This is a genomic window from Streptomonospora salina, assembly GCF_014204715.1.
GTDB lineage: Bacteria > Actinomycetota > Actinomycetes > Streptosporangiales > Streptosporangiaceae > Streptomonospora > Streptomonospora salina.
Window position 1 is genome coordinate 2727557 of record NZ_JACHLY010000001.1, and the last position, 22934, is coordinate 2750490.

22 protein-coding genes are annotated in these 22934 nt (G+C 68.6%); 15 read left to right on the forward strand and 7 right to left on the reverse strand.

The features are described from left to right. Window positions 1–7 precede the first annotated feature (7 nt). The 7 genes from HNR25_RS12450 to HNR25_RS12480 all read right to left on the reverse strand — a co-directional run bounded on the left by HNR25_RS12450 (window position 8) and on the right by HNR25_RS12480 (window position 5878). Complete coding sequence (locus HNR25_RS12450) at window positions 8–892, reverse strand: type II secretion system F family protein (RefSeq protein WP_184635230.1); 885 nt, start codon at window positions 890–892, stop codon at window positions 8–10. Beyond that, entirely contained in the window at window positions 889–1746 is an 858-nt protein-coding gene (locus tag HNR25_RS12455; protein ID WP_184635232.1) for a type II secretion system F family protein, read from the reverse strand. The genes HNR25_RS12450 and HNR25_RS12455 overlap by 4 nt, the downstream gene beginning before the upstream one ends. Beyond that, window positions 1746–3101 carry a TadA family conjugal transfer-associated ATPase gene (locus HNR25_RS12460; protein ID WP_184635234.1) on the reverse strand — a complete coding sequence of 452 codons (1356 nt, stop codon included), beginning with the start codon at window positions 3099–3101 and terminating at the stop codon, window positions 1746–1748. The genes HNR25_RS12455 and HNR25_RS12460 overlap by 1 nt, the downstream gene beginning before the upstream one ends. After that, window positions 3098–3889 carry a CpaE/TadZ family protein gene (locus HNR25_RS12465; RefSeq protein WP_184635236.1) on the reverse strand — a complete coding sequence of 264 codons (792 nt, stop codon included), beginning with the start codon at window positions 3887–3889 and terminating at the stop codon, window positions 3098–3100. Before HNR25_RS12465 ends, HNR25_RS12460 begins: the two co-directional genes overlap by 4 nt. Next, window positions 3889–4458: an SAF domain-containing protein gene (locus tag HNR25_RS12470; RefSeq protein WP_184635238.1), complete on the reverse strand. Its 570-nt coding sequence runs from the start codon at window positions 4456–4458 to the stop codon at window positions 3889–3891. Before HNR25_RS12470 ends, HNR25_RS12465 begins: the two co-directional genes overlap by 1 nt. A gap of 152 nt (window positions 4459–4610) precedes the next feature. Continuing rightward, window positions 4611–5348 carry a PKD domain-containing protein gene (locus tag HNR25_RS12475; RefSeq protein ID WP_184635240.1) on the reverse strand — a complete coding sequence of 246 codons (738 nt, stop codon included), beginning with the start codon at window positions 5346–5348 and terminating at the stop codon, window positions 4611–4613. After that, entirely contained in the window at window positions 5342–5878 is a 537-nt protein-coding gene (locus tag HNR25_RS12480; RefSeq protein WP_184635242.1) for a hypothetical protein, read from the reverse strand. Before HNR25_RS12480 ends, HNR25_RS12475 begins: the two co-directional genes overlap by 7 nt. A 370-nt stretch (window positions 5879–6248) precedes the next feature. On the opposite strand from HNR25_RS12480, the gene HNR25_RS12485 reads away from it, so the two are divergent. The 15 genes from HNR25_RS12485 (at window position 6249) to HNR25_RS12555 (ending at window position 22932) form a co-directional block, all read left to right on the forward strand. Next, window positions 6249–7034 (forward strand): hypothetical protein, encoded by a 786-nt coding sequence (locus HNR25_RS12485; protein WP_184635244.1) that lies wholly within the window; start codon window positions 6249–6251, stop codon window positions 7032–7034. Window positions 7035–7103: 69 nt separating this feature from the next. Further along, window positions 7104–7391, forward strand: coding sequence for a hypothetical protein (locus HNR25_RS12490; protein WP_184635246.1), 288 nt, complete (start codon window positions 7104–7106; stop codon window positions 7389–7391). 362 nt (window positions 7392–7753) lie between these two features. After that, complete coding sequence (locus HNR25_RS12495; protein ID WP_184635248.1) at window positions 7754–8329, forward strand: conjugal transfer protein; 576 nt, start codon at window positions 7754–7756, stop codon at window positions 8327–8329. A 26-nt stretch (window positions 8330–8355) separates the two neighbouring features. Further along, window positions 8356–8631, forward strand: a complete 276-nt coding sequence (locus tag HNR25_RS12500; RefSeq protein WP_184635250.1) for a hypothetical protein — start codon at window positions 8356–8358, stop codon at window positions 8629–8631. Continuing rightward, window positions 8628–9155, forward strand: coding sequence for a hypothetical protein (locus HNR25_RS12505; RefSeq protein ID WP_184635252.1), 528 nt, complete (start codon window positions 8628–8630; stop codon window positions 9153–9155). Before HNR25_RS12500 ends, HNR25_RS12505 begins: the two co-directional genes overlap by 4 nt. A gap of 1 nt (window position 9156) precedes the next feature. Next, window positions 9157–11685: an ATP-binding protein gene (locus HNR25_RS12510; protein WP_184635254.1), complete on the forward strand. Its 2529-nt coding sequence runs from the start codon at window positions 9157–9159 to the stop codon at window positions 11683–11685. A gap of 4 nt (window positions 11686–11689) precedes the next feature. Further along, complete coding sequence (locus HNR25_RS12515; RefSeq protein WP_184635256.1) at window positions 11690–13681, forward strand: hypothetical protein; 1992 nt, start codon at window positions 11690–11692, stop codon at window positions 13679–13681. 10 nt (window positions 13682–13691) lie between these two features. Further along, the gene (locus HNR25_RS12520) at window positions 13692–14786 is read left to right on the forward strand and encodes a C40 family peptidase (protein WP_184635258.1); all 1095 of its coding nucleotides are present in this window, start codon (window positions 13692–13694) and stop codon (window positions 14784–14786) included. Window positions 14787–15199: 413 nt separating this feature from the next. After that, complete coding sequence (locus HNR25_RS12525) at window positions 15200–15469, forward strand: hypothetical protein (protein ID WP_184635260.1); 270 nt, start codon at window positions 15200–15202, stop codon at window positions 15467–15469. A 123-nt stretch (window positions 15470–15592) separates the two neighbouring features. Further along, a complete protein-coding gene (locus HNR25_RS12530) occupies window positions 15593–16105 on the forward strand; it encodes a hypothetical protein (protein WP_184635262.1) in 513 nt (170 codons plus the stop codon). A 237-nt stretch (window positions 16106–16342) separates the two neighbouring features. Next, on the forward strand, window positions 16343–16660 hold the full coding sequence (locus HNR25_RS12535) for a hypothetical protein (protein ID WP_184635264.1): 318 nt from the start codon (window positions 16343–16345) through the stop codon (window positions 16658–16660). Between the two features lie 188 nt (window positions 16661–16848). Next, window positions 16849–17973: a methyltransferase domain-containing protein gene (locus tag HNR25_RS12540; protein ID WP_184635267.1), complete on the forward strand. Its 1125-nt coding sequence runs from the start codon at window positions 16849–16851 to the stop codon at window positions 17971–17973. A gap of 241 nt (window positions 17974–18214) precedes the next feature. Beyond that, the gene (locus tag HNR25_RS12545; protein WP_184635269.1) at window positions 18215–20437 is read left to right on the forward strand and encodes a type IV secretory system conjugative DNA transfer family protein; all 2223 of its coding nucleotides are present in this window, start codon (window positions 18215–18217) and stop codon (window positions 20435–20437) included. 53 nt (window positions 20438–20490) lie between these two features. Beyond that, complete coding sequence (locus tag HNR25_RS12550) at window positions 20491–21414, forward strand: replication-relaxation family protein (RefSeq protein WP_184635271.1); 924 nt, start codon at window positions 20491–20493, stop codon at window positions 21412–21414. 252 nt (window positions 21415–21666) lie between these two features. Then, window positions 21667–22932 carry a ParB N-terminal domain-containing protein gene (locus HNR25_RS12555; RefSeq protein WP_184635273.1) on the forward strand — a complete coding sequence of 422 codons (1266 nt, stop codon included), beginning with the start codon at window positions 21667–21669 and terminating at the stop codon, window positions 22930–22932. Window positions 22933–22934: the final 2 nt, after the last annotated feature.

The window sequence follows — 22934 nt, forward strand, 5'->3', positions numbered from 1 at the left end:
AGTCCTCCTAAACAGTGGTGGTGAGTCGCATGACGACCGGGAAAAGCAGCAGTGCCACGAAGCACAGGCCGAGTACCGCGACGGGGACGACGAGGCGTTCGCTGACCTCGTTGGCCGCGCGCCGCTGGGCGTTGAGGGTCTCCACACGGAGAGACTTCGCTCGGGCGAGCAGGTTGTCGGCCACAGCGGTGCCTTCGGCGCTGGTGGCGATGATGTCGGCGCAGTCGGCGAGCTCCGGGACTCCCACATCTCGGGAGAGGTCGCGTAGGCCTTCCCAGGTCGGACGGCGCTGCAGCATGGCGTGGTCCAGCGCGTTCCGGATCCGTCGCCAGACCCAGGAGTCGGCGACTTCGGCGGCCTCCATGAGCGCTTGGTGCGGGCCGGCGCCTGCTCGACGCTCCAGCGCCACAAGCGTGAGGTAGGCGATCATCCCCTGGGTGAACTCGTCCTGGGCGCGCTGGGCGCGCGTGCGCACCGACGCATCGGGGAGGAGGAACCCGACGCCGGCCGCGACCAGCGACAAGCCGGCGGGCAACGCCAGTGGCAGCGGGGCGCCGACTACGGCTGCTGTGCCGGTCACCAGGATGGGCGCACAGGCGCCCGCGGCCGCCCCGAGCAGCTTGTGCGCGGTGAATCGCTCTCGGCTGAGCTCCAGCATTCGCAACGACTGCCCGGGGATTCGGACCAGGGACGACTCCGACAAGCTCCGCAGCGTGTTCCTGGCCCACACATGCCGGCGTCCGAAACGCTCCGACGTGAGGTCGTCGGCGTCGTCGTTGGCGAGGGTGAAGGCGGCACGCAAGGAAGGCGTTGTGGCCATGGTGCCGGCGATGATGAAGGTGAATCCTAGTCCGGCGGCGGCTCCGACCAGGATGTAGACGGCGATACTCATCGGCTCGCCTCCGTCGTCGACGGTCCCGTGAGGAATCGCGGTCCCGGCCGTGTGGCGGTCATGCGACGCATCCACAGCACGGCACCGGCGAATACGGTCCCCAGGAGTGCGAGGAACGCTTGGCCGGCCGGGCTGGCATAGGGCTCCATGAAGTCCCCGGACAGAGTCAAGCCCGCGGCCGCAACCACAGCGATGATCGTGACCAGGCGCGCGGTAAGGCGCGGTCGGGCGCGTTCGGCGTCGACCTGGCGGTGCATCGCCACTTCTTCGGCGACGAGCTCCGCCAGCAGCGTCAATGATTGCGAGACACCGGACCCGCGGCGGGTTGCAGCCAGGGTCAGTTCAGAGGTGACCAGGTCCCCCACGGGAGAGTCCAAGTCCTCGGCAAGCCCGTTCAGGGCGGTGGCGGTGCGCCATCCTTGTTGAAGGCGCGAGCCGAGCCGGGCCACATCCTGTCGGATGGCTGTCGGCGCCGTCTGCGCGCTTGAGACCAGGGCTTGCTCGACTACGATCCCGGCGCTCAGCCGTGAGGCGAGCTGCCTCACCCATTCCTCGACGGCCTCCAGCCGCTCGATCGCCCGAGCTGCTTCCTTCTCGCCGCCGACCAGGTGTGGCAGCCCCAGGACGGCCAGGGGAGCGAGAACGATGGCGACCACCCAGCCCGTGATCAGCCACAGCAGGGCGCCGGTGAGAAGTGCTGCGGCAAGCCGGATTCCCTGGCGTCGCGAGAGCGACTTCAACCTGCGGCGTCCCGGTTTCGGCGCCTCGGGCCCGACCGGGGCGAACCCGAGGACGGCGAAGAGGCAGCCGGCAGCGACGCCGGCACCGGCGATAGCGGCGATGACGTCGTACATCAGGCCCACGCCCTTTCGGCCCGGGCGAGCTCATGGTGGGGCGCTGCGACTGCGCTGTGCAGCCACCGGGGATCGAACCCTACGCGCTGCAGGTCAGGCATGCAGGTGGGCGGAACACCGCTCGGTTGGGCTCTGCCATCGGCGCCGGGGCGGTACACGTCGGTGATCGCCGGCCGACCGTTCTCCCCTACACCGGCGACTTCCACGACCCCGCCGACAATGCGCCCACGTGTACCTCCCCGCCAGGTGTCGTCCACGAGGTCGACATGTACGACCAGGTCCACCGCTCCGGCGATGACGCGGTATGCGATATCGGGATTGATGCCGTAGCGCCCGCACAGCACCACCAGGCGCTCCACGGCGTCGGTCGCCGATCGCGCGTGCAGGGTGCACAGCGAACCGCCGTCCCCGGTGGTCATCGCATCGAGCATCGGTACGACCTCCGGGCCGCGGACCTCCCCGACGACGATGCGCGAGAGGTTCATCCGGAGCGCGTCGCGGACGATGTCGACCAGCGCCACTTCACCGGCCGGGCGTCCGTCCGGGCCGTACTCCGAGCCGCCTTCGCGAGCCTGCATCGCCACGATGTGGGGATGGCGGTCGAGTCGGTCCAGGTGGAGCTCGTACTCCTGCTCCGCCGTCGCGAAACGCTCCGTTGCCGGGATTTCCGCCGCCAGCGCCCGGACCAGCGTCGTCTTCCCGGCGTTCTGCGCACCCGTGACGATGATGTTCCGGCGCGCGCGCACCGCACACACCAGGAAGGCGTGCAATGAGTCGGACAAGGTTCCGGACCGGGCGAGCTCGGACAGCGTGATGTCCTGTACGAGGTGTCGGCGGATCACCGCATGGGGGCGGCGGGTCGTCTCGATCACCGCCGCCAAGCGCGAACCGTCGGGCAGTTCCATGTGCAGGCGGGGGTGCGCGGTAGAAAGGCTGCGTCCCGCCTGGGAGGCGATGTAGCGCAACTCCTCGACGAGTTCCTGATCGGAGTCGGCGACCGGCTCGCCCCGAAGCAGATCACCGCCACGCGTGCGTAGCCAGACCTGGTCCGCACCGTTGATTTCGATGTTCTCCACCTCGGGCTGTTCCAGCAGCTGTTGGAGCCGGCCCATGCCGAAGACGGCGTCGAAGACGCGCTTCTGCAGGCGTCCTTCGAGCTCGGCATCGGGCGGGTGGCCGGCGAGCACTCGTTTGTGTGCCCAGGCGCGGACTTCCTCCTGGATCAGAGCCCGACCGCGCTCGCGGCGGTGCTCAGGGCGGACACCCGAGGAAAGCCGCTCGACGACGATGTCGCGGAGCACGCGCACGTCCGCCCAGCCGCCGGGATCGTCGGCGGGGACGGGTTCATAGCTCACGAGGTCCCCCCATCGGCGGAGTGAGGCCGCTGCATCCCACGGACGCGGCGGATTTCGGATGCCCCGTTCCGGGCGGCACGCAGAAGGGCAGAGCGGGCGACGCGTCGCGGCCTCTGCCCGCTGTTCAGACCGGACACGGCGGTCGCGTCGAAGGGCAGGCGCAGGGCGATGCGCGCCTCAAGCAGATCGCCCACTTCGGCTGCGGAATACGGTCCATTCTCGACAAGCGCTACCGCGATCTCAGACCCTTGTCCGTGAGGTGCGAGGGCTTGGCGGAGATGCGGAAGGCGCGCGGCGGCGGCCATGATCGAAGGCAATGTCGAGCGCACCGTGAGCAGGACCAGGTCGGCGGCCCGCATGAGCGGCCATGGCGCGTGTGGGTGGTCCAAGCGGCCGCAATCGGCGATCACGTCGACGTGGCCGTGCGGTCCGATCCGCGCGTCGCCGGCGACGGACGCGAGCGGTTCCCAGAGTCCGCCGAGCGCCGCGGCGGTCATGGGGTCGGCCAGGCCGGGTAGCGCGAACCGGGCGTGGTCGGTGCCGGGCTCATGCAGGGCATAGAGCTGTCCGGAAACGTCTTCGGCGCTGATGGCGCCGTTGCGTTGAGCCATCGCGAGGTTGGCGATGGTCCGACCTTGCCCGATCCCCGTCAGAAGTCCTGTGCGCAGATCCCCGCCGGCGGGGTCGCACTCGGCCAGAAGGGAATCCGCCGGCCACGCGGTCGCCAGAGCCAGCGCAGTGACCGAAGCGCCGGGTGCGCCCTTCGCGTTCGCAAGGCAGACGAGCATCAGTCGCCTCCTGGCGTGTTCACGACGACGGCGATGCGGCCCGTCGCCACGCGGGCAGCCAAGGTGGGGGCGTCGGTGGATTCGACCTCGACATCGACCACGGTGAGTCCGTCGGCGTCGGGCTTTCCGACCCGAACTACTTCCGTGGCGATACTCGGCGGGACCTCGCCGGTGGCTTCGCCGTTTTGACCGGGAGTGGAAACGACCTGGATGAGATCGCCCCGATGCAGACCACTGGTCGGCACCTGGCTCGGCTTGAGCGGGATTGCGGTCAGCGCCTTGCCCGTACCGGGGGTCCGGTCCGACGCCAGGGCGGAGGGTGAGAGAACGTCGCCGGCGGTCAGATCTCGGCCGGCGATCTGGCCGATCGCCTGACCGCGTTCGGCCGCCGGCACCGTTTCTACCGCAGGGTCGGGATTGAGCCGGGCTGTGGTCAGGTCTTCCGCAGCGATCCGCTGCCCGTACGACACGTCCTGAGCCACGGCCAGTACCTCGTCCCGGTCTTCGGCAGCCGAGAGCAAGCCCGCCCCGGCGACACCGCTGGAAGCCACCAGGGCGATCCCCAGCACGACCAGCCAAGGTCGTCGGCGCCCGCGCGGAGATCGCAAGGTGGGAGCGGGAATCGGGCGGTCGCTGGACTCGCGTGGGCCCACGGAGGGCGCGCTTGTAGAGGGCATGGGAAAGGATCCCTTTCCAAGGGCACGGTGGAGGTGAATCCGGACTACTGGACGAGCGCTTGGCCTTCGCCGATCCGCAAGGTGTCGGAGCTCGTGCGTGTCAGGGAATCGGTTCCCGACGCCCCGCCGCCTTGCCATTCGATCGACCAATGGACCGTGGCCGTGATCTCGTATTCCCCAGGGGCGGAGTAGCTGTGGCCGCAGTCGGGAGATGCCGAAGCGTCGGCGTCGCGCGTGTAGGGAGTTCCCGGGCCTGAGCAGGCGACGCTTGCTCCGTCGCCCATGTGCCAGGTCACCGACGTCGGCGTGGCGGTCGCCGTCACCGATACCGAGCCCGCCGTCGCGGTTCTGCTCACCGGAGACCAGCCGTCGTCCTCGACCCACATCCACACCGGTGCACCGACGAGGCCCGTACCGGTCGGGGGAGCGAGCCCGACTTGGGGTAACGGCAGGTCCAGCTCCTCTATCGCTTGCCGAGCCACTTCGTCGGGAGACGGCTGGTCGCCCCCCGTGCTTGGCAGCCCGTCCGTAAAGAGGCAGTCCTCCGCCGGCGCTCCAGCGGTCTCCCGCTCGCATTCCGAGACAACCTCGGTGGTCCCGGATTCGTCGGCGGCCTGCTCAGAGTTCGGTGAATCGCCGGACTCCCCCGGATCGTCTGCAAGGATCCGGCACTCCCCCGTGATCTGCGAGCAGACGACTTCGGCGCTGGCGGGCGACGATGCCAGTGCAAGGACGAGTGTCGCCGTCGCACTCGTTGCCAGGACAGATCGCACCGTCAGCATGTGCGGTCCTCCTGGGGCCGCCACTCCACGAGTATCCACTCCGACTGCTCGCGTTCCGCCCGGATCTTGACCACGCGACGCGGGGACTTGTCAGCTCGGGGGACTTCTTCACCTGTTCCAGCGTCGACGAGCGTCCATCCCGTGTCGTCCCAGCAGTCCTCGATCACTGCAGACGGAGGGGTCGCCTCCTCGGAAAGTGCGACGACGGTCGGATCGCTCCCCGGCTCGCCGTGGTAGACGAGACCGTCGAACGCATCCAGGTCAGCCAGCAGAGCCTCTTGCGCCTGACCGGCTGTCAGACGCTTGATCTCGGGCCGCACGTCCTCCGGATCGCGTTCACCGGTCATCGCATCGACCCAGAGGGTTCTGACTTCTCCGTAGAGCTCTTCGATCTCGGTGGCCTTAACCGGGTCGATCTGCTCACGTGCGGCTTCGCCTGATTCGTCGCCCTGTTCGCCACTCATGCAGCCGCTGAGAAGCAACGCCGGGACGATCACAAGCCCAGCCGTGCGGGTGAAGCCGCGCAGCACAGGACCTCCACGGTGTCGGGGCGGCCGGAGGGGCAGCCCATCGTGATGCGTTAGGGGCAGGCAGTGAGCATTCTAGAGATCGGACCTCAGGATCAAAACTGCCCAATCAGGTGAATAAGCCCACGAAAGCACTGTTATGCCAGGTGATCCGCTCATCCTGGGCTTGGATTCCATCTTTTGTAACGTTTCGGTCTCCGTGGCGATGGTGCGGTACTGACCAGCGAAAACGTTGCTGAATGATCTTCGGTCGGGATGCAGGCACCGACGGCGGAAGGCTCGGTTTCGTGATCTAAGCGTGATGCCCGGCAGGCGAGTAGGGCTGTACCGCCTTCCGACGGTGGCTCGTGTCGCCGTTCCGGAAGGAGCCCCAATGGGTGCCGCCCCGATGTCTTCCACCGTTTTCACGCAGATCAACACCGAGTGGAGCCGCATGGTCGCTGATCCACGGATCGAGCGGACGGTCAGCGCTTGGGCCGATGCCGATGCGCGACTCCAACAGGCGCACGGCCTCAGCCAGATCGAAGAGTTCAGCCGCCGCACGATCGACGAGCGCACCGACGCTCTCTTTCGGGCCATTCTCGACATCGCCAACGGCGGGAGCGACGACGGCGAACTTGCCGGCCGCATCATCCTGCAACTGATGCTCGGCAGGGTGGTGGTCAACGCGACAGCACTACGCGGATGGGTCGGCGATCCCGACGAGCAGGCGCAGGCCGCCGTGGCTGCCATGTGGCAGACCATTCGCGAAACCCCTGCCGACCGGGACCGCTACATCACCCCCTACCTCGCCTGGACCTCGCACAAGAAGGGCAAGGAGCTCGCGCAGAGCGGGGCGCGAGAGATTCCGGTCGCCGACGTCGGAGATCACGAAAGCCTTTCCGGGCAGCAACCCCCGCTGAACCCTTCCGAGGAGTTGCTCAAGCTCGTGAGCTGGTCGGTAGCCGAGAAGATCCTCAGCGCCCCCGAGGCGGAACTCCTCTTGGAACGGTACGGAGCGCCGTCGCCTGGCCGCGCTACCTGGGTGAGCGTCGGCGACCCGGAGCCCATCGCCCAGCGACGAGGGATTTCGCCTGAGGCCATGCGCCAGCGCTGCAGCCGAACCGCCCGCAAGCTCAGCCAGGCTGCGGCCCGCTATATCGCGACGAACACCTTTTGAGGTGTCACAGATCCGCTCGTGATCGTCCATCCCTTCGGTGCCCATCAACGACGCCTGAGGAGCGTGTTCATGTATGACGACCGCAAACCCGAACCACAATGCGGTGCCCCCGAGCTCACGCCCGATGAACGCATCGTCGGAGCCGCCTACGCCCGCATGATTCCGCTGATCGAGGGTCTGCAACGAAATCCGATCAGCCGACACCTCTACGCGGAGGTGGCGAACTACCTCGACTGCGAAGCGTGGGAGGCCGCTGACGCCTTCGAGCGCCTGCTCGACCTCGGCCCGCACCACCTCGCTGCCCGTCTGGACCAACTCGGACCGGACTTGCTGACCGGCGAGGAGGACATGCCGTGAAGGCCCGGGACGCGAAGCCGTCGGCCGAGGCGAACTCCCCGTCGCCGGTCCAAGGATGGACCACGGTGAGCCACAGGGCTGTAGCGGCCAAGGCGGCACATGCGCTGTTGCTCGCAGCTTTGGCGTGCGGGCCTGCAGCCCTGCTGACGATGCTGTTCACCCCGGACCACGCGGACCAACCGTCGAAGACGGCGCCTCACACGGTCGGTGCAGCGGCTCTGGGACCCGCTGGATGGGCGGAGCGGGCGGTTGCGGCCTATATCGACGGTGACGTCGAAGCCGTGCGCGCAGCGTTTCCCACGGTGGCCGACGCGGAACTCCCCGCGCCGGCGGACGAAGCCGTCCCAATGCGGGTCAGCACCGTGGCGACAGACCCAAGCGCCGGAGATTACTGGGCCGTGACCGTGGCGGTCAGCGGACCGAGGGAAGGGCCGCAGACTCCGGCGACCCGCTACTACTCCCTGGGAGTCGCCGCCAGCGGAGCCGGATGGGTGGCGACGGATTTCCCCAGTGAAGTGGCCGCTCCCGCAACTGGGCGGCCTCCGGAGCTGCCCTACGCCAGCCGCCCTCTGGCCGACGGCCATCCGGTGGCGCAGACCGTCCAGCAGTGGGCCGGCGCCTACTTGGCCGCTGACGGGGAACTGGCCCGCTATCTCGCGCCGGGCTTCGATCAGACACCTGTTTCCCCCACGCCGTACAGCGCCGTGGACGAGGTGAAGGTCTTTCCCCTCGATGACGCAGGCGGACCCGACGGCGTGGGAAACGGAGGTGCGGCTGAAGTCCTCGCCCGTGTCCAGGCGGCCGGCAAGGACGACGGGCGCACGCACTCCGTCGTCTATGCCCTCGAGATCACCGAACGCGGCGACCGATGGGAGGTGAGCGCTCTGCACCCGGCTCCCCGGGTGGACCCCGGTTCCGACTCGACCACCGATTCGTGAAACCCGATGTGAGCGAAGGAGGACCCATGCTCGGAGCGAGCGTGCTGGGCTGGTACGACCAGAAGCTGAGCCAGGTCACCGACCTGGTCACGCCCACACTGTGGCTGGTCGGCGCCTTTGTGGTGCTGATGGCCTACATCGCTTACCGGTCCTGGAAGAAGGCCGCGATCGCCGCGCTGGGGATGGCGATCGTGATCGCCATCGTCGACAACGTCACGTCGCTGTCGTCGATGGTCGAAGGCGAGATCGCCGCTTCCACCGGGGCGGTTTCCTCTGAAAGCGCGGACGGTCGGCCCGCGTGAGCGAACAGCACCCGTCCGACCGCCCTGCGGGGGCGGTCGGACGGTCCTACACCCGGGCTCGCCGCCATCCGTGGGTGATCGGCAAGATCCAAGGCTGGTCGATCCCGCTCGGACCGTTCACAGCAACCCAGCTCGGTGTCCTGGTCGTGGGGCTTTACACCCTGGCCCACACCTTTCCGCTGTGGAGCAGGCTGGGCCCGCTTTCCGTAGTCGTGGTGGCGGCGCCGTTCGCCGCCACCTGGGCAGTGCGCCACGCCACCGTCGAAGGACGTGCCCCGCTGCGTGCCCTGGGCGGGTATATAGCCGCGCTCAGCGCTCCCCGACGCGGCTGGATGCACGGTCGACCGGTCTCCGAGCCGCGCCCCGAGCGGTTGCGAGGGGCGATCACCATCGCTCCGCCGTCGGCCAGGCCCAACCCGCGTCGACACCCCCGCGCGGTCGCCCATGCTCCGCGCTCCCACGCACTCCACAACCTGCTTTCCGATCTCGAACTCCCCTCTCCCGGATCCGAACCGAAGGAGTGACGTGCAGGTCCCGATCCGCCACCTCACCGGCCACCTGGCCTGGACCGTCCACGGACACGTCTGGGCTATCTGGCGGGTGCACCCGGTCTCGTACCTCCACTCCAGCCCTCAGGCCAAGAGCGAACTGCACTCCGCGACGACCACGCTGCTCAAGCAGCTCAGCGGCGAGCCGATGCTGCTGAGCCTGTGTGCGAGCAGCGGCGCCGCCGACATCGTCGAGGCGATGATCGACGGCGTCGACCTCGATACACACCCGGAATGGGCGGAAGTAGCCGAGGCCTGCCTGGACTGGCTGTGCGAACTGGACCTGACCGAGCGCACCCACTGGCTGCTGATGCCCCTGCCCGCTGAGAAACCGACTTTGGAACTCAAAGCCATCGCCGCCGCGGCGGCCGCGTCGCTGAGCAGGCTGCTCGGCTTCACTCCTCCAGTCCCCCATGAGCACGAAGTGCAGGGCTACCAGGCCAAGGCCGACCGCGTGGAGTCCCAGATGACGGGAGGTCCGGCCGTGCGGCCTGCCACGCCCGCGGAAGTGCTGTGGATGCTCGGCCACAGCGTCCATCGAGGTGTCGCCGGCCCGTTGCTGGCCGATGCGGAACAGGCGGATCCCGCGGTGGGCGCCTCCCGGGTGCGCGGCGGCCGGCTGCGCGGTCCAGCGCTGACCGGGCTCGGCCAGGTCCGGATCGTCGAGGGCGGCCTGCCCGACGGCAACAACGAGCAGTCGGGACGGAGTTCGCCGCTGCGTCGGCGGTGGTTGCAGGTGGAGTCCCCTGACGGGGTTTCCTACCAGGCGTTCCTCGCTCTGGCGGAGATGCCGTCCGTCTTCGCGTTCCCCGGGTCGGAGTGGTTGGCCGCCGTGGACGCGCTGCCGGTTCCGGTGGACTGGTGCAGTCGGCTGAGGATCGTCTCCAACACCGCGGCCGAGGCCGCCAGCCGCCGCAAGGCACGCGAGCTCAGCGCGCAGGTCGACGAGTACGACGGTGAGACGGCCGGCGTCCCCCAGGCACTGGTCGATGCCGCAGCCGATCTCGACGACGAACGCGGGCGTCTGCAGGCCAGTCGCACAGAGGTAGAGGTGCAGTCCAGCACTGTGCTCTGCGTGTGGGGCGAGGATCCGCAGGAAGTCGAGCAGCGTGCTGAGGTCGTGCGTACCTCCATCGCAGCCGCCGAATACCAGGTGGTCCGCCCAACTGGAGGACAGCGCCAGCTGTTCGAGGCGATGCTGCCCGGATCGCCGCTCCCCCACCTGCTGAAGGAGTTCACGCAATATCAACTGGCCGCCGACTACGCGATGGCGATGCCCTGGGCCTCCACCGCGCTGGGGGATGCGAACGGGGCTCTGCTGGGGATGAACCTGGACGGCGGCACCGCCCGACCGGTGCTGCTCGATCTGGCCGGCGCTCCCCGCCAGGACGCGAGCGCCTCTATCGGAGCCGTGGGCGAACTCGGTGCAGGAAAGAGCGTCCTGCTGAAGGCGATCATCATCTCCCTGATCGACCGCGGCGGGCGCGTCATCGCCGTCGACCGCACGGCCATGGGCGAGTGGGGCCGCTTCGCCGCGGCCGCCGCGCCCGATCGGCACCAGCTCATCCGCGCCGACGGTGGAGGCGACGACCTGTGCCTGGATCCGCTCCGGGTCTTCGCGCCCGAAATCGGGGCACGCTATGCCAAGTCGTATCTGACGCTGCAGCTCGGTGTACCGGCCATGTCCCCCGAAGGCCTGGCCATCGCCCAAGCCGTCGATCGCACCGCCGCCGCGGATCGGCCCCACATGAGCCGGGTGATCGACGAACTCAAGCTGATCGCCGCCGAATACGCCGGAGACCGGGCCGATCAGATCAGCGAGACCGCCGACCTGCTCCGGGCGGTCGAGGCCGACGAGCTCGGCCGCATGGTCTTCGGCGACGGCCCGCCGCTGAACCTGGGCAGCGACTTCGCCGTATTCCAGACGGCCGGGCTGTCGCTGCCCAAAGCGGAGATCTTCGATTCGGCTTATCACATGGCCCGCCAGCCGCTGGAGACCCTCATCGGGCGTGCTGTGCTCTACCTTGTGGCCGCCGTCGCTCGTGAAGTCGCATTCTCCGATCCCGGTCAGTTCACCGCGGTCGCCCTGGACGAATGCCACTGGCTCACGAGCTCTACCGAGGGGCAGGACCTGGCCCTCGAACTGGTGCGCGACGGTCGCAAGCACGGTGCCGGCGCCCTGTTGGGCTCCCACGACCCCGCCGACTTCGGCAGCGACGTCATCCGCGGCCTCCTGGCCAATCGCTTCCTGCTGCGCCATCGCGACGCATCGCTCGCTGCGCACGGGCTGGAGTTCCTCGGCTTGGACCCCGCCGACCGCGGGCTCCTCGACCTGGTGACTACCGACCTCTCCCCGGTCAGCGACCAGGCCCGCAAGGGTGAGGCGATCATGCTCGACACCCGCCGGCGCATCGGCCGCCTGAGCGTCACCGTTCCGCCGGTTCCGCGTATCACCGAGTCGATCTTCACCACCCCTGGACACCCGGCCACCCCTCCGCAGGAGTAGATCCATGCCGCGCTGGAGACGCGGTCTGATCATGGCGGCACTGGCCGCCGTGCTGATCGCACTCGTTCCGGGTGTTGCCCATGCCGAGCCGGCGGCTGGGGAGGAACCGGATGGGCTCCTCGCCCCATTCACCCCGGACGACACCGACGGTGTACCTCTGGACCACTACGACATCACCGGCGACAGCGGCGGGATGACCGACTGGGACAGCAAGCTGCTGCTCTTCTTGTCCGACGCGGCGTTCGCCGCCACCCGCCTGGTGGTGGGCGCCTGCACATGGCTGCTCGAATGGGCTTTCGAGTTCGGCCCCGCCCAAGCGTTGGTCGAGCCCGCTCGCAAGCTCGCGGGCACCTATCAGAACGACATCATCGACCGTCTGGGCCTGCCCTTCGTCACTATGACGTTGGGAGCGACCTGGTGCGGCCTCCTGATCATGCGCGGACGCGTCTCCCAAGGAGCAGGAGAACTCGCAGTCACCCTGCTGATCTCGGCGCTGGCGGTGACCGTGCTCGCCCGCCCCGCTGACCTGCTACTAGGCGAAGACGGGTTGCTGCTGCACACGCGCGACACCGCCATGGTGCTGACCTCGCTCGCAGTCTCCCAGGGCGAGTCGGCTTCGCCCGAGCCCGAGCAGGCGGCGGCCCCGCTAAGCGACGCATTGGTCGACACCTTCGTGGTCCAGCCCCACCAAGCCCTCAACTACGGCAAAGTCGTCGAACAGGGGGACCCCTGCCGACCCGTCTACGAGGAACTCGTGGCCGAGGGCCCCTGGGGCGACGAGGACGAGCCGCGTGAACGGCTCACCGACGCCGGATGTCAGGCCATGGCCCAGTACAACGAGACCCCGACCGTCGACCGGCTCATGGGGGCCTACCTCCTGTTCGGCGCCGCGTTCATCGTCGCTCTCCTGGTGATGCTGCTGGTCTGTACCCTGCTCAGTTGCGTCATGGCCATGGCCGTCTACGTCGTCCTGTGCCCGTTCGCGCTGGTGGCAGCACTCTTGCCCGGCGGAGGACGCCAAGTGCTGTGGCGCTGGCTGGGCGCCGTGGTCAAAGTACTGCTCTCCATCATCGCCGTATGCGTCTTCATCGCGATCTTCACCGTCGGAATCCGCGCGATGCTCACCGCCAGCGGCGAGCTTCCGCTCGTCGGGCGATTCACTCTGGTCGACATTGCCGCATTGGGCGGCCTGGTGTTCCACCGCAAGCTGATCAAGATCAGCGAAACCGCCGGCCGGGGGCTGTCGCGGAAACTGGAGAGAGCCCGCTGGGGCGGCACCCGAGGCCGGGGATGGATGGGCTTCGGAAGCGCACCCACGGTCGGCTCGATGGCCGGTGACGCGCGCCGGGAGGTACGCCGCGTGACGACGCCGGTCCGCAAAGCCGGGCGTACCGCGGGCAAGGCATGGGCCGGATCGCCGCAAGCAAGAGCGAAGGCCGGAAGGAAACTCGGCCCCGATGCCGGACGTCTGCAGCGGCGACTCTCGCAGTCGCGCGGTGGGCGGGTCACTATGGGCACCGCGAAAGTGGCCGGTACGGCGGCCAAGGTCGCCTTCGGCGCGACCGTGGGCGCACCGGTCGCGCTGCCCAAGGCGGCGGTCACAGCCAAGACCGCGGCCAAGGCCCGCTCGGCTATGACCAAGGCCAAGCTCGCCACGCACACCGCTAGTGCCGTGAGCAGCGGAAAGACCCTCGTGGACGCGTGGGCCTCGGCTCCGCCGGCAAGGACGATCCGCAGCGCCCGCGCCGCCGATTCCGACGCGACGCGTACCCGCGACATCCTCTCCCAACGCCGCCCCGCACCGCGGATCAGCACCGCGACCCCCGCAGCCGAAACCGTCGATGCGCCTTCGGGAGCGGAGACGGATACGTCGGCACACGCTTCGGATGCGGGTGGCCAGGAGTCCGGTGCACAAGAGCAGGCAGCTGTCTCGGCCGAGCGCCTGCGCGACCACATACGCAAGCGCCAGCGGTCCCGGCGGCCCGGTGGAAGGTAGGTGAGCGGCGTTGGGCAAGTGGTGGATCGCGGCTCTGATCTGCCTGCTCGTACCGGTCTCCTGCGGGGCGCCGGCCTTGATCCTCATCGCCCAGACCACCGGGGCCGACGTCGCATCAGGCGAGGATGCTCCGGCCCGGGTGGACGGTATCCCCGAACGTGTCCTCGATGCCTACCGCAATGCGGCGCAGCAGGCACCCGAGGCGTATCCGCGCTGTACAGGGGTCACCTGGGCGGTGTTGGCGGGGATCGGTCGGGTCGAGTCCGACCACCTCGCCTCCGAGGACTACGGCATCGACGCCAACGGCGACGTGCGTCCTTCCTTCCTCGGGCCTCGGTTGGACGGCTCGGGCGTCGGTGGGAACACCGACCCTGTCTACGACACCGACGGCGGGCGGCTGGACGGTGACGAGAAGTACGACCGTGCGGTCGGCCTGATGCAGTTCATCCCGAGCTCCTGGGAGGCCTACAAGGCCGACGGCAACGGTGACGGGCGGACGGATCCCGACAACGTCGACGATGCGGCGCTCGCGGCGGCCGGACACCTGTGCGGGCAAGGGGAGCGCGACCTCTCCGATCCGGATCAGTTGCGCGATGCCCTATGGAGCTACAACCACTCCGCTGACTACGGCCGCAAGGTCGCCGACCACATCGAGACCTACTCCGGCATGGGCGACCCGTCCGTCGACCGCGCGAACACCGGAAGTGACGCGATCGTGCGGGCCGGCGAAAAGTGGCTCGGCACCCCGTACCTCTACGGCGGCCAGTGCAACACCCTGGGCGAGGACCGGTGCGACTGCTCCAGCCTCGCCCGCTACGCCTACCGCCACGGCGCCGGCGTCGAGCTTCCCCGCACCACATACGACCAGGTCATGCTCCCCGATACCGACGAACGCTTCGTGCGTGTCCCGCCGGACCGCATCGACGATCTGCGGCCGGGCGACATGCTCTTCTTCGGCACCCATGCCCCTGGAGGGATCGGACACGTCGGCATCTACATCGACGACCAGACCATGCTCGAAGCTCCCCGAACCGGCCTCGACGTGCGGCTATATGACGGTTGGCAGAGGCGGCCCCACTACTACGGAGCGGTCGGGATTCGGTGACCGCGGACGGCCACGAAAAAACGGACGTCGCTGGAGTCCGCTGCAGCCTTTCGTGGTTCCATCGCTGATTCTTTCGATCATGCGATCAGCGGTTCCATCAGCGGTACGAAGGGCGGTACCAGCAACAGTTCCCGGGGGACAGCGGAGTCGCAACCGGCAGACAGGCGATGAGCAGGGGCTGCGTCAGCCGATGGAATCGCCGACAACTCTCTCACACGAGTAGAGACATGCTGTCTGCGACCAACGGATAGGTGTGCAACCTGTGTGGATAACAGGTGCGCTGAAAGCGCTCGATTTTATAAGGGAGCAAACAGGTGTTTCTTGTGATCGCGGTAGGAACTGGCGCGGCGGTAGTGGCGATCGCGGTCGTGGCATGCAGGCGGATACTCATTACGAAGGACCTGTCTTCCCGCGTGTACTACGACCTGATCCCGTCCATGGGATTCGAGCCGAAGTTTGAGGACATCCATCGGTTCGCCCTCCAGCTCACCCGGACGCGTCCGGCGGGCTCCGGGCTGCGCCCCCGGCGCTCGGCAAGCGTGCGGGTCAGGATCGGAACCGACGAAGCCGGCGTCCTGGCCTACGGCATCTCCGGTCCGCGTCGCGCAGGGTCGATTCTCCGGCATCCGACATACGGGCGCGTGGAGATTCGGGAGCTTTCGGATGAGCGGGTTGCTGAATAGCGGAAACCTGTAGGCGCCGCTTGCACCGGTCTTGTAGTGCAAGCGACACCTATTAATGTTATACTATTAGTAAGCCCCAGGGGGAGAGTTCCCCTGGGGGAGTAACAACCATGAGGAGTGCACATGATCGTTTGGACTATGGATGGACCCACCGTCTGTGTAGAGGCGGTAATTACCGGAAGCACTTCCCAGGGCTGGACTGGACGGCTCTTCGGCGTCGAGCCGCCCGAAGCATTCGGAAACGACGTCCAGGCCGTGCGAACGGCCCTGGCTGCACAGGTATGGGCAATGGTCCAGGACGGAGTTGTCTCCGTCCCGAGCGCCACCGTCGATTCAGTGCGGATCTTCGCGACTACGGTCTACGAATACTCGCGCACCGGAGAGCACTCCGGCGCGGCCGTTTCCGTGCCCTGCGTGGCCGACCGCTTCCCGAAAGGGTGGAAAGCCGCCGCCGCGACGCCCCACGAGGGTTTGCAGCTCACTGCCGTCGGCCCCACGTTCGGGGAGGCGCGGGACGCCCTTGCGACGCAACTGCTCATGGCCCTTGAAGTGGGAGTAGAGACCGTGCCGTCGGACTGGGGCGGTTTGTCCCTCATGATGCGGACGCGTAAGACCTACCAGGCGACCGCCCTGTGACCCTGCCCGGCGCCGCGCGACGAACCCGACAATGGGACACGGGGGGCGCGGGGATCATCCGCCCCCTCGATGCGGTGACGAAGCAGGGCCGGTATGGGCCGTCGGCGATACCCACCGGTGCGGCCGGCGCTTGGAGGCCCGTACCGGCCCTGGCCGACTACCCTGTCAGAGCTGACCCCGGGGGAGAACCGCCCCTCAAGTCACCGAATCTCATTGCTCTGCAGGAGGAAACCCGCCGTGGCCAAGACGCCGCTCTCCATCCCACTCGATGACGGGGACGCACTCCTCAACGCGTCGGCGGCCGCCGAACACCTGGGGATCTCGGAGGGCACGCTGTCCGCGCATCTGAGCCAGCGGGAGACCGCAGCCCGCCCGTTGCCCGAGCCCGTCGCGGACCCGGTCGGGATTCTCGTCGCCGACGAAGAAGCCGCCGAGCGCGTCCGAACCCTGATGTCCATGACGGGCAACCGCCGCGCCGGAGGCATCCCGCAGGTGTGGCTCCGAAGCGGCCTCGATCGATGGGATCGCGAGCGCCTGCGCCGCCGCTCGGAGTAGGAGGACGCTCGGCAGCGTCGCAGCGAAGCCCAACGGCGCGCCACGTCACGCTCGGCGTCACTCATATCCCGTTGGGACAGGAACAGCGGACACGTCCCAGGCGCCTTCGGCCGGAACCACGGCGCGCCTGGTGGCCGCGATCGGCCAGGATCGGTGACATACCGTTGCCACCGCTTTACCGTTGCCGTATGGCTACCGGCCCCGACGACTTGGCCCACCTCGTTCATGACTGGAGCGAGGAGTCGCGGGCCGCCCTCCGCGAGCACTTCATCCCGGAGGCTGCCTGGGCCAGCCCTCTGGACTCCGATCCCGGCTACTGGATCGATCGCACTGCCGACCCCGACCGGTGGCGGAGCGCGGTCTACTCCGACACGACGATCCTGACGCAGGTCGACGACGGTGGCACCGCTCTCACCGAGGAGACGGCTACTGCCGGTTCGACCCCGTCGTCCTCAAGCACCGCTCCGAGTCTCGTGGCCGCGTTCTTGCGGATGCTCGACCCGTACCCGGGGGATCGGGTGCTGGAGGTCGGCACCGGCACCGGATGGACGGCGGCGCTGCTGTCGGCCCGGCTCGGTGTCGACGGCGTGGTGTCGGTGGAGGTCGACGATCAGGTGGCAAAGCATGCCGCGGTGAACCTGGAGCGGGCCGGGTTCGCTCCGCACCTGGTGGTGGGCGACGGCGCCGACGGGTGGCCCGAAAGGGCACCGTATGACCGGGTGCATGTCACCTGCGGTGTCGCGACCGTCCCCTACGCGTGGGTGGCCCAGACCCGGCCCGGCGGGGTACTCGCCGTGCCGTGGGCGCCCAACCACGTCTCCGGTCACCGGTTGGCCTTGACCTCGACCGGGAACGCCGCGGTCGGCCGGATTCGCGGCGACACGTCCTTCATGATGCTGCGGTCCCAGCGATTGGCGTACCCGCCGCCGGCCGACGGGCGCCGCGAATCCGCCGCGCGGGTTGATCCACGGCGGATCGGTCGGGCGGGGCGCGGGATGGAGGTCGCGTTGGCGGGGTTTTTGCCGGGTGTGCTCCTCAACGCCGGCCTGGACGGGGCGGATCAGGTCGGGGTGCGCGATCCCGGTACCCGCTCGTATGCGATCGCCACCGGATCCGACGGCGGCTGGGAGGTCGTGCAGATCGGGCCGAGGAGTCTGTGGGAAGAGCTGGAGACCGCCTACCTCGCCTGGGTCGAGTGGGGTTGCCCGGACCGGGGCCGATTCGGAGTGACGGTAGACGCGGCCGGTCAGCACGTGTGGCTGGATCGACCGGACAACCGGCTAGCGCCGCTGGAGGTCAGGGCTGATGGGTAAACACGGGAAAGAAGTGAACTGCCCCGGGTGCGGCGGCAGGAAGGAAGTGCAGGAGTCCCAGGACGGCAAGATCGTGCGGGTGCCGTGCAAGCTGTGCAACGGGACCGGTAAGCAACCGCAGTGATGCGGGGCCACTGCGGTGGGCGACGTGACGTGTACGTTCGCCGATCCCCTGGTTCTGGTCACGACCTCAGGCGCGCGACGGCTTCTTCCTCCCGAGAAGCGTGCCGAGGAGGTCCTGATGGAGACGACCGAGCCCCGAGTGCACGTCGCGCGCGCCGAGCTCGTACTGGCCGCCGGCGACAGTGCCTACCTACGAAGCCTGCCACTGAGCCCTGATCCTCTGCACCAGCTGGCCGCGGCGGTCATCGATGTCCGCCCCGAGCTGGGCGAGCGGGCGGACGTCTGCTTCGATCTCGTGCCGCTCACTCCGGCACGCAACGCGCATCTTCGCCGGAAGGCCATGCGGGCGGCCCAGGAGGAAGGGGAGGGCCTGTTCGCGGAGCTCGGGCGAGAGCTCGTCGGCTTCGGGCGTGAGCTGGTCGGCGAGCTCGTACCTGGCGGAGGCAGGGGCGATACCGCCCAGCCCGCAGCCCGGGATCGCGGCGCCGACCGGCCGACGCAGACGAAGTTCGACACGGCCGAACCCGCCTTCGAGGTCCAACTGCTCCTACGCGCCGAATCCGAGATCCCCGGGCGCGCTGAAGCGCACCTGCACCAGCTGCAGGCGGCCTTCGACGCCTGGCGGGGCGACAACTACTGGCGTGCAGCCGGACTCAACCTCGGCTTCGCGCACATCGGAGCGGACTACTGGCCGTGGCGGCGCCGGTTCGAGCGTCGATGGACGACCGGGCTGTTCCGTCCGCGCAAACGCAACATCGTGACCGCCTCCGAGGTCAGTGGACTGCTCAAGCCCCCCACCAAGCACTGCGAATCGCTCAACGTACGCCGATCCGGGGGCGTCGTGCCCCGGCTGCCACGGGAGCTGCCGGTCTACAACGGACAGCGCGACGTGCTGCCGATCGGCTACGCCACCGGTCCCGACGCTGTCGAACGGCTCTACGGGATGCCCTTGGACGATCTGTTCTTCAGCTTCCGGATCGGCAAGAGCCGCTACGGAAAAACCGAGACGGCACTGGTCCAAGCGGTCAGCCTGGCCCTGGCGGGGCATGGAGTGTGGTTCCTCGACCCGCACGCCGACGGCTGGAAGCGCGCGGCTCCGCTACTCACCGACCCTGAGGTCCTGGCGCGGTTGTGGGAGATCGATCTGACCGTGCGCGGCGACGACGCGATGATCGCCGGATACAATCCCTTGTCGATGGCCGGTCTGACCACCGAGCACATCGAGGACAAGGTCGACTCCGTCGTCACCGCGGTCGCCTCCGCTCTGTCCTGGCCCGACCAGGCATCCCGCGCCCGCACGATCCTCACCAAGGCCGCCGAGACACTGTGCCATCTCGCGCTGAAACTGCCCCCCGAAGTGGCACCCACGCTCTTCCAGATCCCCACACTGCTGCACGACGAGGAGTGGCGACAGGCGGTCATCCAGCTCCTGCCGGCCCATGTCCGGAGTTATTGGTCCGAGGTCTACACCAAGTACCCGGCGGAGGCCGCGCCCGCAGTCAGCAACATCATCGACCGCCTGCGGTCGAGCCGCACCATGTCGGCCTTCCTCGGATCCAGCGCCACGACGTATGACGTGCGCACAGCCATGGACCTGGGAAAGGTGGTCTTCTTGTGCACGCCCGGCGGAGATATCGGCCGCCTGGCATCCTGCTTCCTCACCTACGACCTGTTCCGCGCCGGCCGCTCGCGCATCGACGTGGCGCCGGAGGGGAGAACTCGCTTCGACGCCTTCGTCGACGAGGTAACCGCGGTCGACAGCGCCTCCAAAGGCCATCTTGCAGCGATTCTGGAGCAACTCGGCAAGTACGGCGTCCGCCTGCACGCCATGACGCAGATGGCCCAGCGGCTGTCGACGTCCACCCGCGACGCCCTGCTGCAGAACCAGAGCCTGCTGTCGTCCACCGCCGGAGAGGTCGACGCGGTACGCGTCGTCACCCGGCAGTGGCAGCGCCACGTGCACCCCGACACCGTGGTCGACCTCCCCCGTTACCACCACATCGTCTCCGCCACGGTCGCCGGCGAGACGACCACCCCCTTCCGGGTGCGCGGAGCGACCGTCGACCTCTTCGCCGGGCAGCACCAGCCCGACCGGCTGCACCTGCAGCGCAAGGCGATCGACGCCAACCTCGGGCGTCAGCGGATCGGCGACGCGCTCACACAGCTCGAAAGCCTCGACGCCCGAATCCTCGCCGCCGTCACCTCCGAGCGTCGCTCGGCCGGACCGGCCCCGGGTCTCGGTTCGGAACCGGACGAGCCTGTCGCGGATGGTGGCCGCGGGAGCGGGCGGATCACGGAGATGCACGAGGGCGCCGATGCGGACCGCTCCAGCACCGGTTGACTCCGTCGACCCGATCGCCACTCGTCCGCTCCTGGAACAGGGAAGGAACGTCCGTGCTGAGCCCCTCCGCAGCCCACATCCTGCACCTCCTGCACCACCATCGCCTGCTGACTACCGCGCAGGTCCACACGATGGCGACTCCCAACGCGACGACCTCGCGCTTCGCCCTGCGCATGCTGCACACCCTGCGCGAGGAAGCACTGGTGGAATCTGTCGGTCGCCGCGGCACACGTACGCCGGCCTTGTGGTTCGCTACCCCCGACGGGGCCTACGTCGTCGAGGCGGGCCTTACCGTTCCAGGTCGGCCCTATCGGATGGACGCACGGAAGGCCACCGGACCGCTCATGCCGCACACCCTCGCCGTCGTCGACACCGGCCTGGCCTTCCTGCGCCATGCGCGGCAGCGCGGCGACGAGTTCGATGTGTGCGACTGGTCGCCCGAGATCGCCCACCGCTACCGCAGCGGAGGCGGATTCGACGACAGCCACGTCATCGCCGACGCCCTGCTCAACTACCTGCTGGTGGAGGGCCGGCGCCGGGCGCAGATGCAGTTCTTCATCGAAGTGGACCGGGCGACGATGTCGTTGCCCCGACTTGCGGCCAAGCTGGTCAACTACGCCCGCTACTACGACTACGTGCCGGAGTCGCCTCCCGCTCCGGGCGGACGCCGCATCGGACGGCGACAGCCCGCCTGGAAGTCCCGCTACAACCGGTTCCCCCGATTGCTGGTCGTGTTCACGGGAGCCAACCCGACACGGTTGGAGAACCGGATGCTGGATCTGGCCGCCCGCCTGCAAGAAGCGCCCTACCTGGCCGCTGAGCGTGCCCAGTTCCAAGTGGGAGGGGTGCTGTTGGATCAACTGGTCGAGCACGGCCCTACCGCGCCGATCTTCCGGTCGCTGCTCGCCCCGCAGGAAGGACTGGCCGACTTCACGCTGCGGACCGTCGCCACCGCGAATCAGTCTGGGACGATATAGCTACTAAACGTCACTACTGCGGCTCGCGTACCCGGCATGAATACACCCTTCTGCAGTGCGACCACTGGTCGCGGGGACCGTTCTTCTCAGCCCGGGAACTAGACGCGCCGCACTCGTCTCATCGGGCCCCTGACCCTCGTTGGTTCAGGGGCTCTCGTCCGTACACGGGCCCTGTCAGAGTGGTGCGGTCCAGACGGCACGACGCGCCCCACCCTCGTCACAGCACGCCCCGAGCCGCGGCTTTCTTCGGGTATGACGCAATCAGAAGACGAGGGGCTGGCCGCGCTATTGCAGTCTCCCCGCCTGCGGCAGCGGCGGTTCGACACCATCCCGCTGCGTGGGCCCGGGGCCGCCTCCACCGACGTCCAAGGCCGTCAGCCCGGCGACTCCACCACTCCCACCGAGCTGTCGGACCTCATCAGCTCGATCGGCACCGTCGGTGTGCTGCAACCTGTCCTCGCCGAGGAGATCCAGCAGAACGACAGTGCCCCTCCTCGGTTGCTGCTGGTCACTGGTGAGCGGCGCTTGCGCGCGTGCCGGTGGGGAGCTTCCCACCTGCCCGACAATCCGCATTTCGCGTCGCTGCCCGCCATCGTCTGTCCCGGGCCGCTCAGCACCGAAGAGCGGCGCACGTGGCAGATCGTGGAGAACCTCGCCCGCGAGCCCCTGCGTCCGGGGGAACAGGCAGCCGCGCTCCTGCTGCACCGCTGCGCCATCCTGACCGGCAAGCTCCTCCGATCCGGAAAGCCCATCCCTCCAGACGCCGCAGCGATCGAGGATCCTGTCGAGCGCTGGGAAGCACTGGAGCGCATCCGCGCCGGCGACCCGGCGTGTGCGGCACCGTGGCCGGAGGTGCTGCGCCGACTCGGCCTGCAACTGTCCGAGCGCAAGGCCCGCCAGCTCGTCTCGGCATTCCGCGCCCTGCCGCGCCACGTCTCCGAAGAGATGGATGAGGCGCAGGTCCGCCTGCACACCCGCATCCGGATGGGGCGGCTCATGGCAGGCCGGGCGGAGGCCGCCGAGGGCATCTGGGCCGCGGTGGCCGCACGCGGGCAGACGCGGCTCCTGCCGGCGGCGGTGCAGGCCGCCATCGACGATCCCGACTCCTCCGCCGATGAGGCGTTGCAGCACGCCGAGCAGCAGCGGGACGAGGCCGACGCCGCCCGTGCCGAGGCCTTGTCCAAGGACGATTCCGGGCTCGCCCCCGAAGTAGCCGATGCGCTGCACTCTCCACAACCGGAGCCCCCGACCGATGAAAAAGAGCGTGGCTCCGAAGAGGCGAGCGACGACCACGGCGACGACGCTCCTCACTCCCCCGCCGCTAGAGAAAGCGACGAGGACGATCCTCCACAGGCCGAACGCCAGGAGGACTCGGCCGCGGCGCGCTGCCTGGCCGGGCTGCGGCACCTGGTGTCCGACCTCCGTGTCGGGCGGCGGCCCGACCGTTACACAGCCGGCTCCCTGCGCCTGCTCATCGACGAGATCCGCCCCCTGCTCGACACCGAGGGAACCGAATGAGC

Excerpts from the sequence above, each read along its gene's own strand:
- HNR25_RS12455 (WP_184635232.1), bottom strand. The coding sequence starts at position 1,746 with ATGTACGACGTCATCGCCGCTATCGCCGGTGCCGGCGTCGCTGCCGGC.
- HNR25_RS12555 (WP_184635273.1), top strand. The coding sequence starts at position 21,667 with ATGACGCAATCAGAAGACGAGGGGCTGGCCGCGCTATTGCAGTCTCCC.
- HNR25_RS12515 (WP_184635256.1), top strand. The coding sequence starts at position 11,690 with ATGCCGCGCTGGAGACGCGGTCTGATCATGGCGGCACTGGCCGCCGTG.
- HNR25_RS12500 (WP_184635250.1), top strand. The coding sequence starts at position 8,356 with ATGCTCGGAGCGAGCGTGCTGGGCTGGTACGACCAGAAGCTGAGCCAG.
- HNR25_RS12530 (WP_184635262.1), top strand. The coding sequence starts at position 15,593 with ATGATCGTTTGGACTATGGATGGACCCACCGTCTGTGTAGAGGCGGTA.
- HNR25_RS12540 (WP_184635267.1), top strand. The coding sequence starts at position 16,849 with ATGGCTACCGGCCCCGACGACTTGGCCCACCTCGTTCATGACTGGAGC.
- HNR25_RS12450 (WP_184635230.1), bottom strand. The coding sequence starts at position 892 with ATGAGTATCGCCGTCTACATCCTGGTCGGAGCCGCCGCCGGACTAGGA.
- HNR25_RS12475 (WP_184635240.1), bottom strand. The coding sequence starts at position 5,348 with ATGCTGACGGTGCGATCTGTCCTGGCAACGAGTGCGACGGCGACACTC.
- HNR25_RS12545 (WP_184635269.1), top strand. The coding sequence starts at position 18,215 with ATGGAGACGACCGAGCCCCGAGTGCACGTCGCGCGCGCCGAGCTCGTA.
- HNR25_RS12490 (WP_184635246.1), top strand. The coding sequence starts at position 7,104 with ATGTATGACGACCGCAAACCCGAACCACAATGCGGTGCCCCCGAGCTC.
- HNR25_RS12465 (WP_184635236.1), bottom strand. The coding sequence starts at position 3,889 with ATGCTCGTCTGCCTTGCGAACGCGAAGGGCGCACCCGGCGCTTCGGTC.
- HNR25_RS12485 (WP_184635244.1), top strand. The coding sequence starts at position 6,249 with ATGGGTGCCGCCCCGATGTCTTCCACCGTTTTCACGCAGATCAACACC.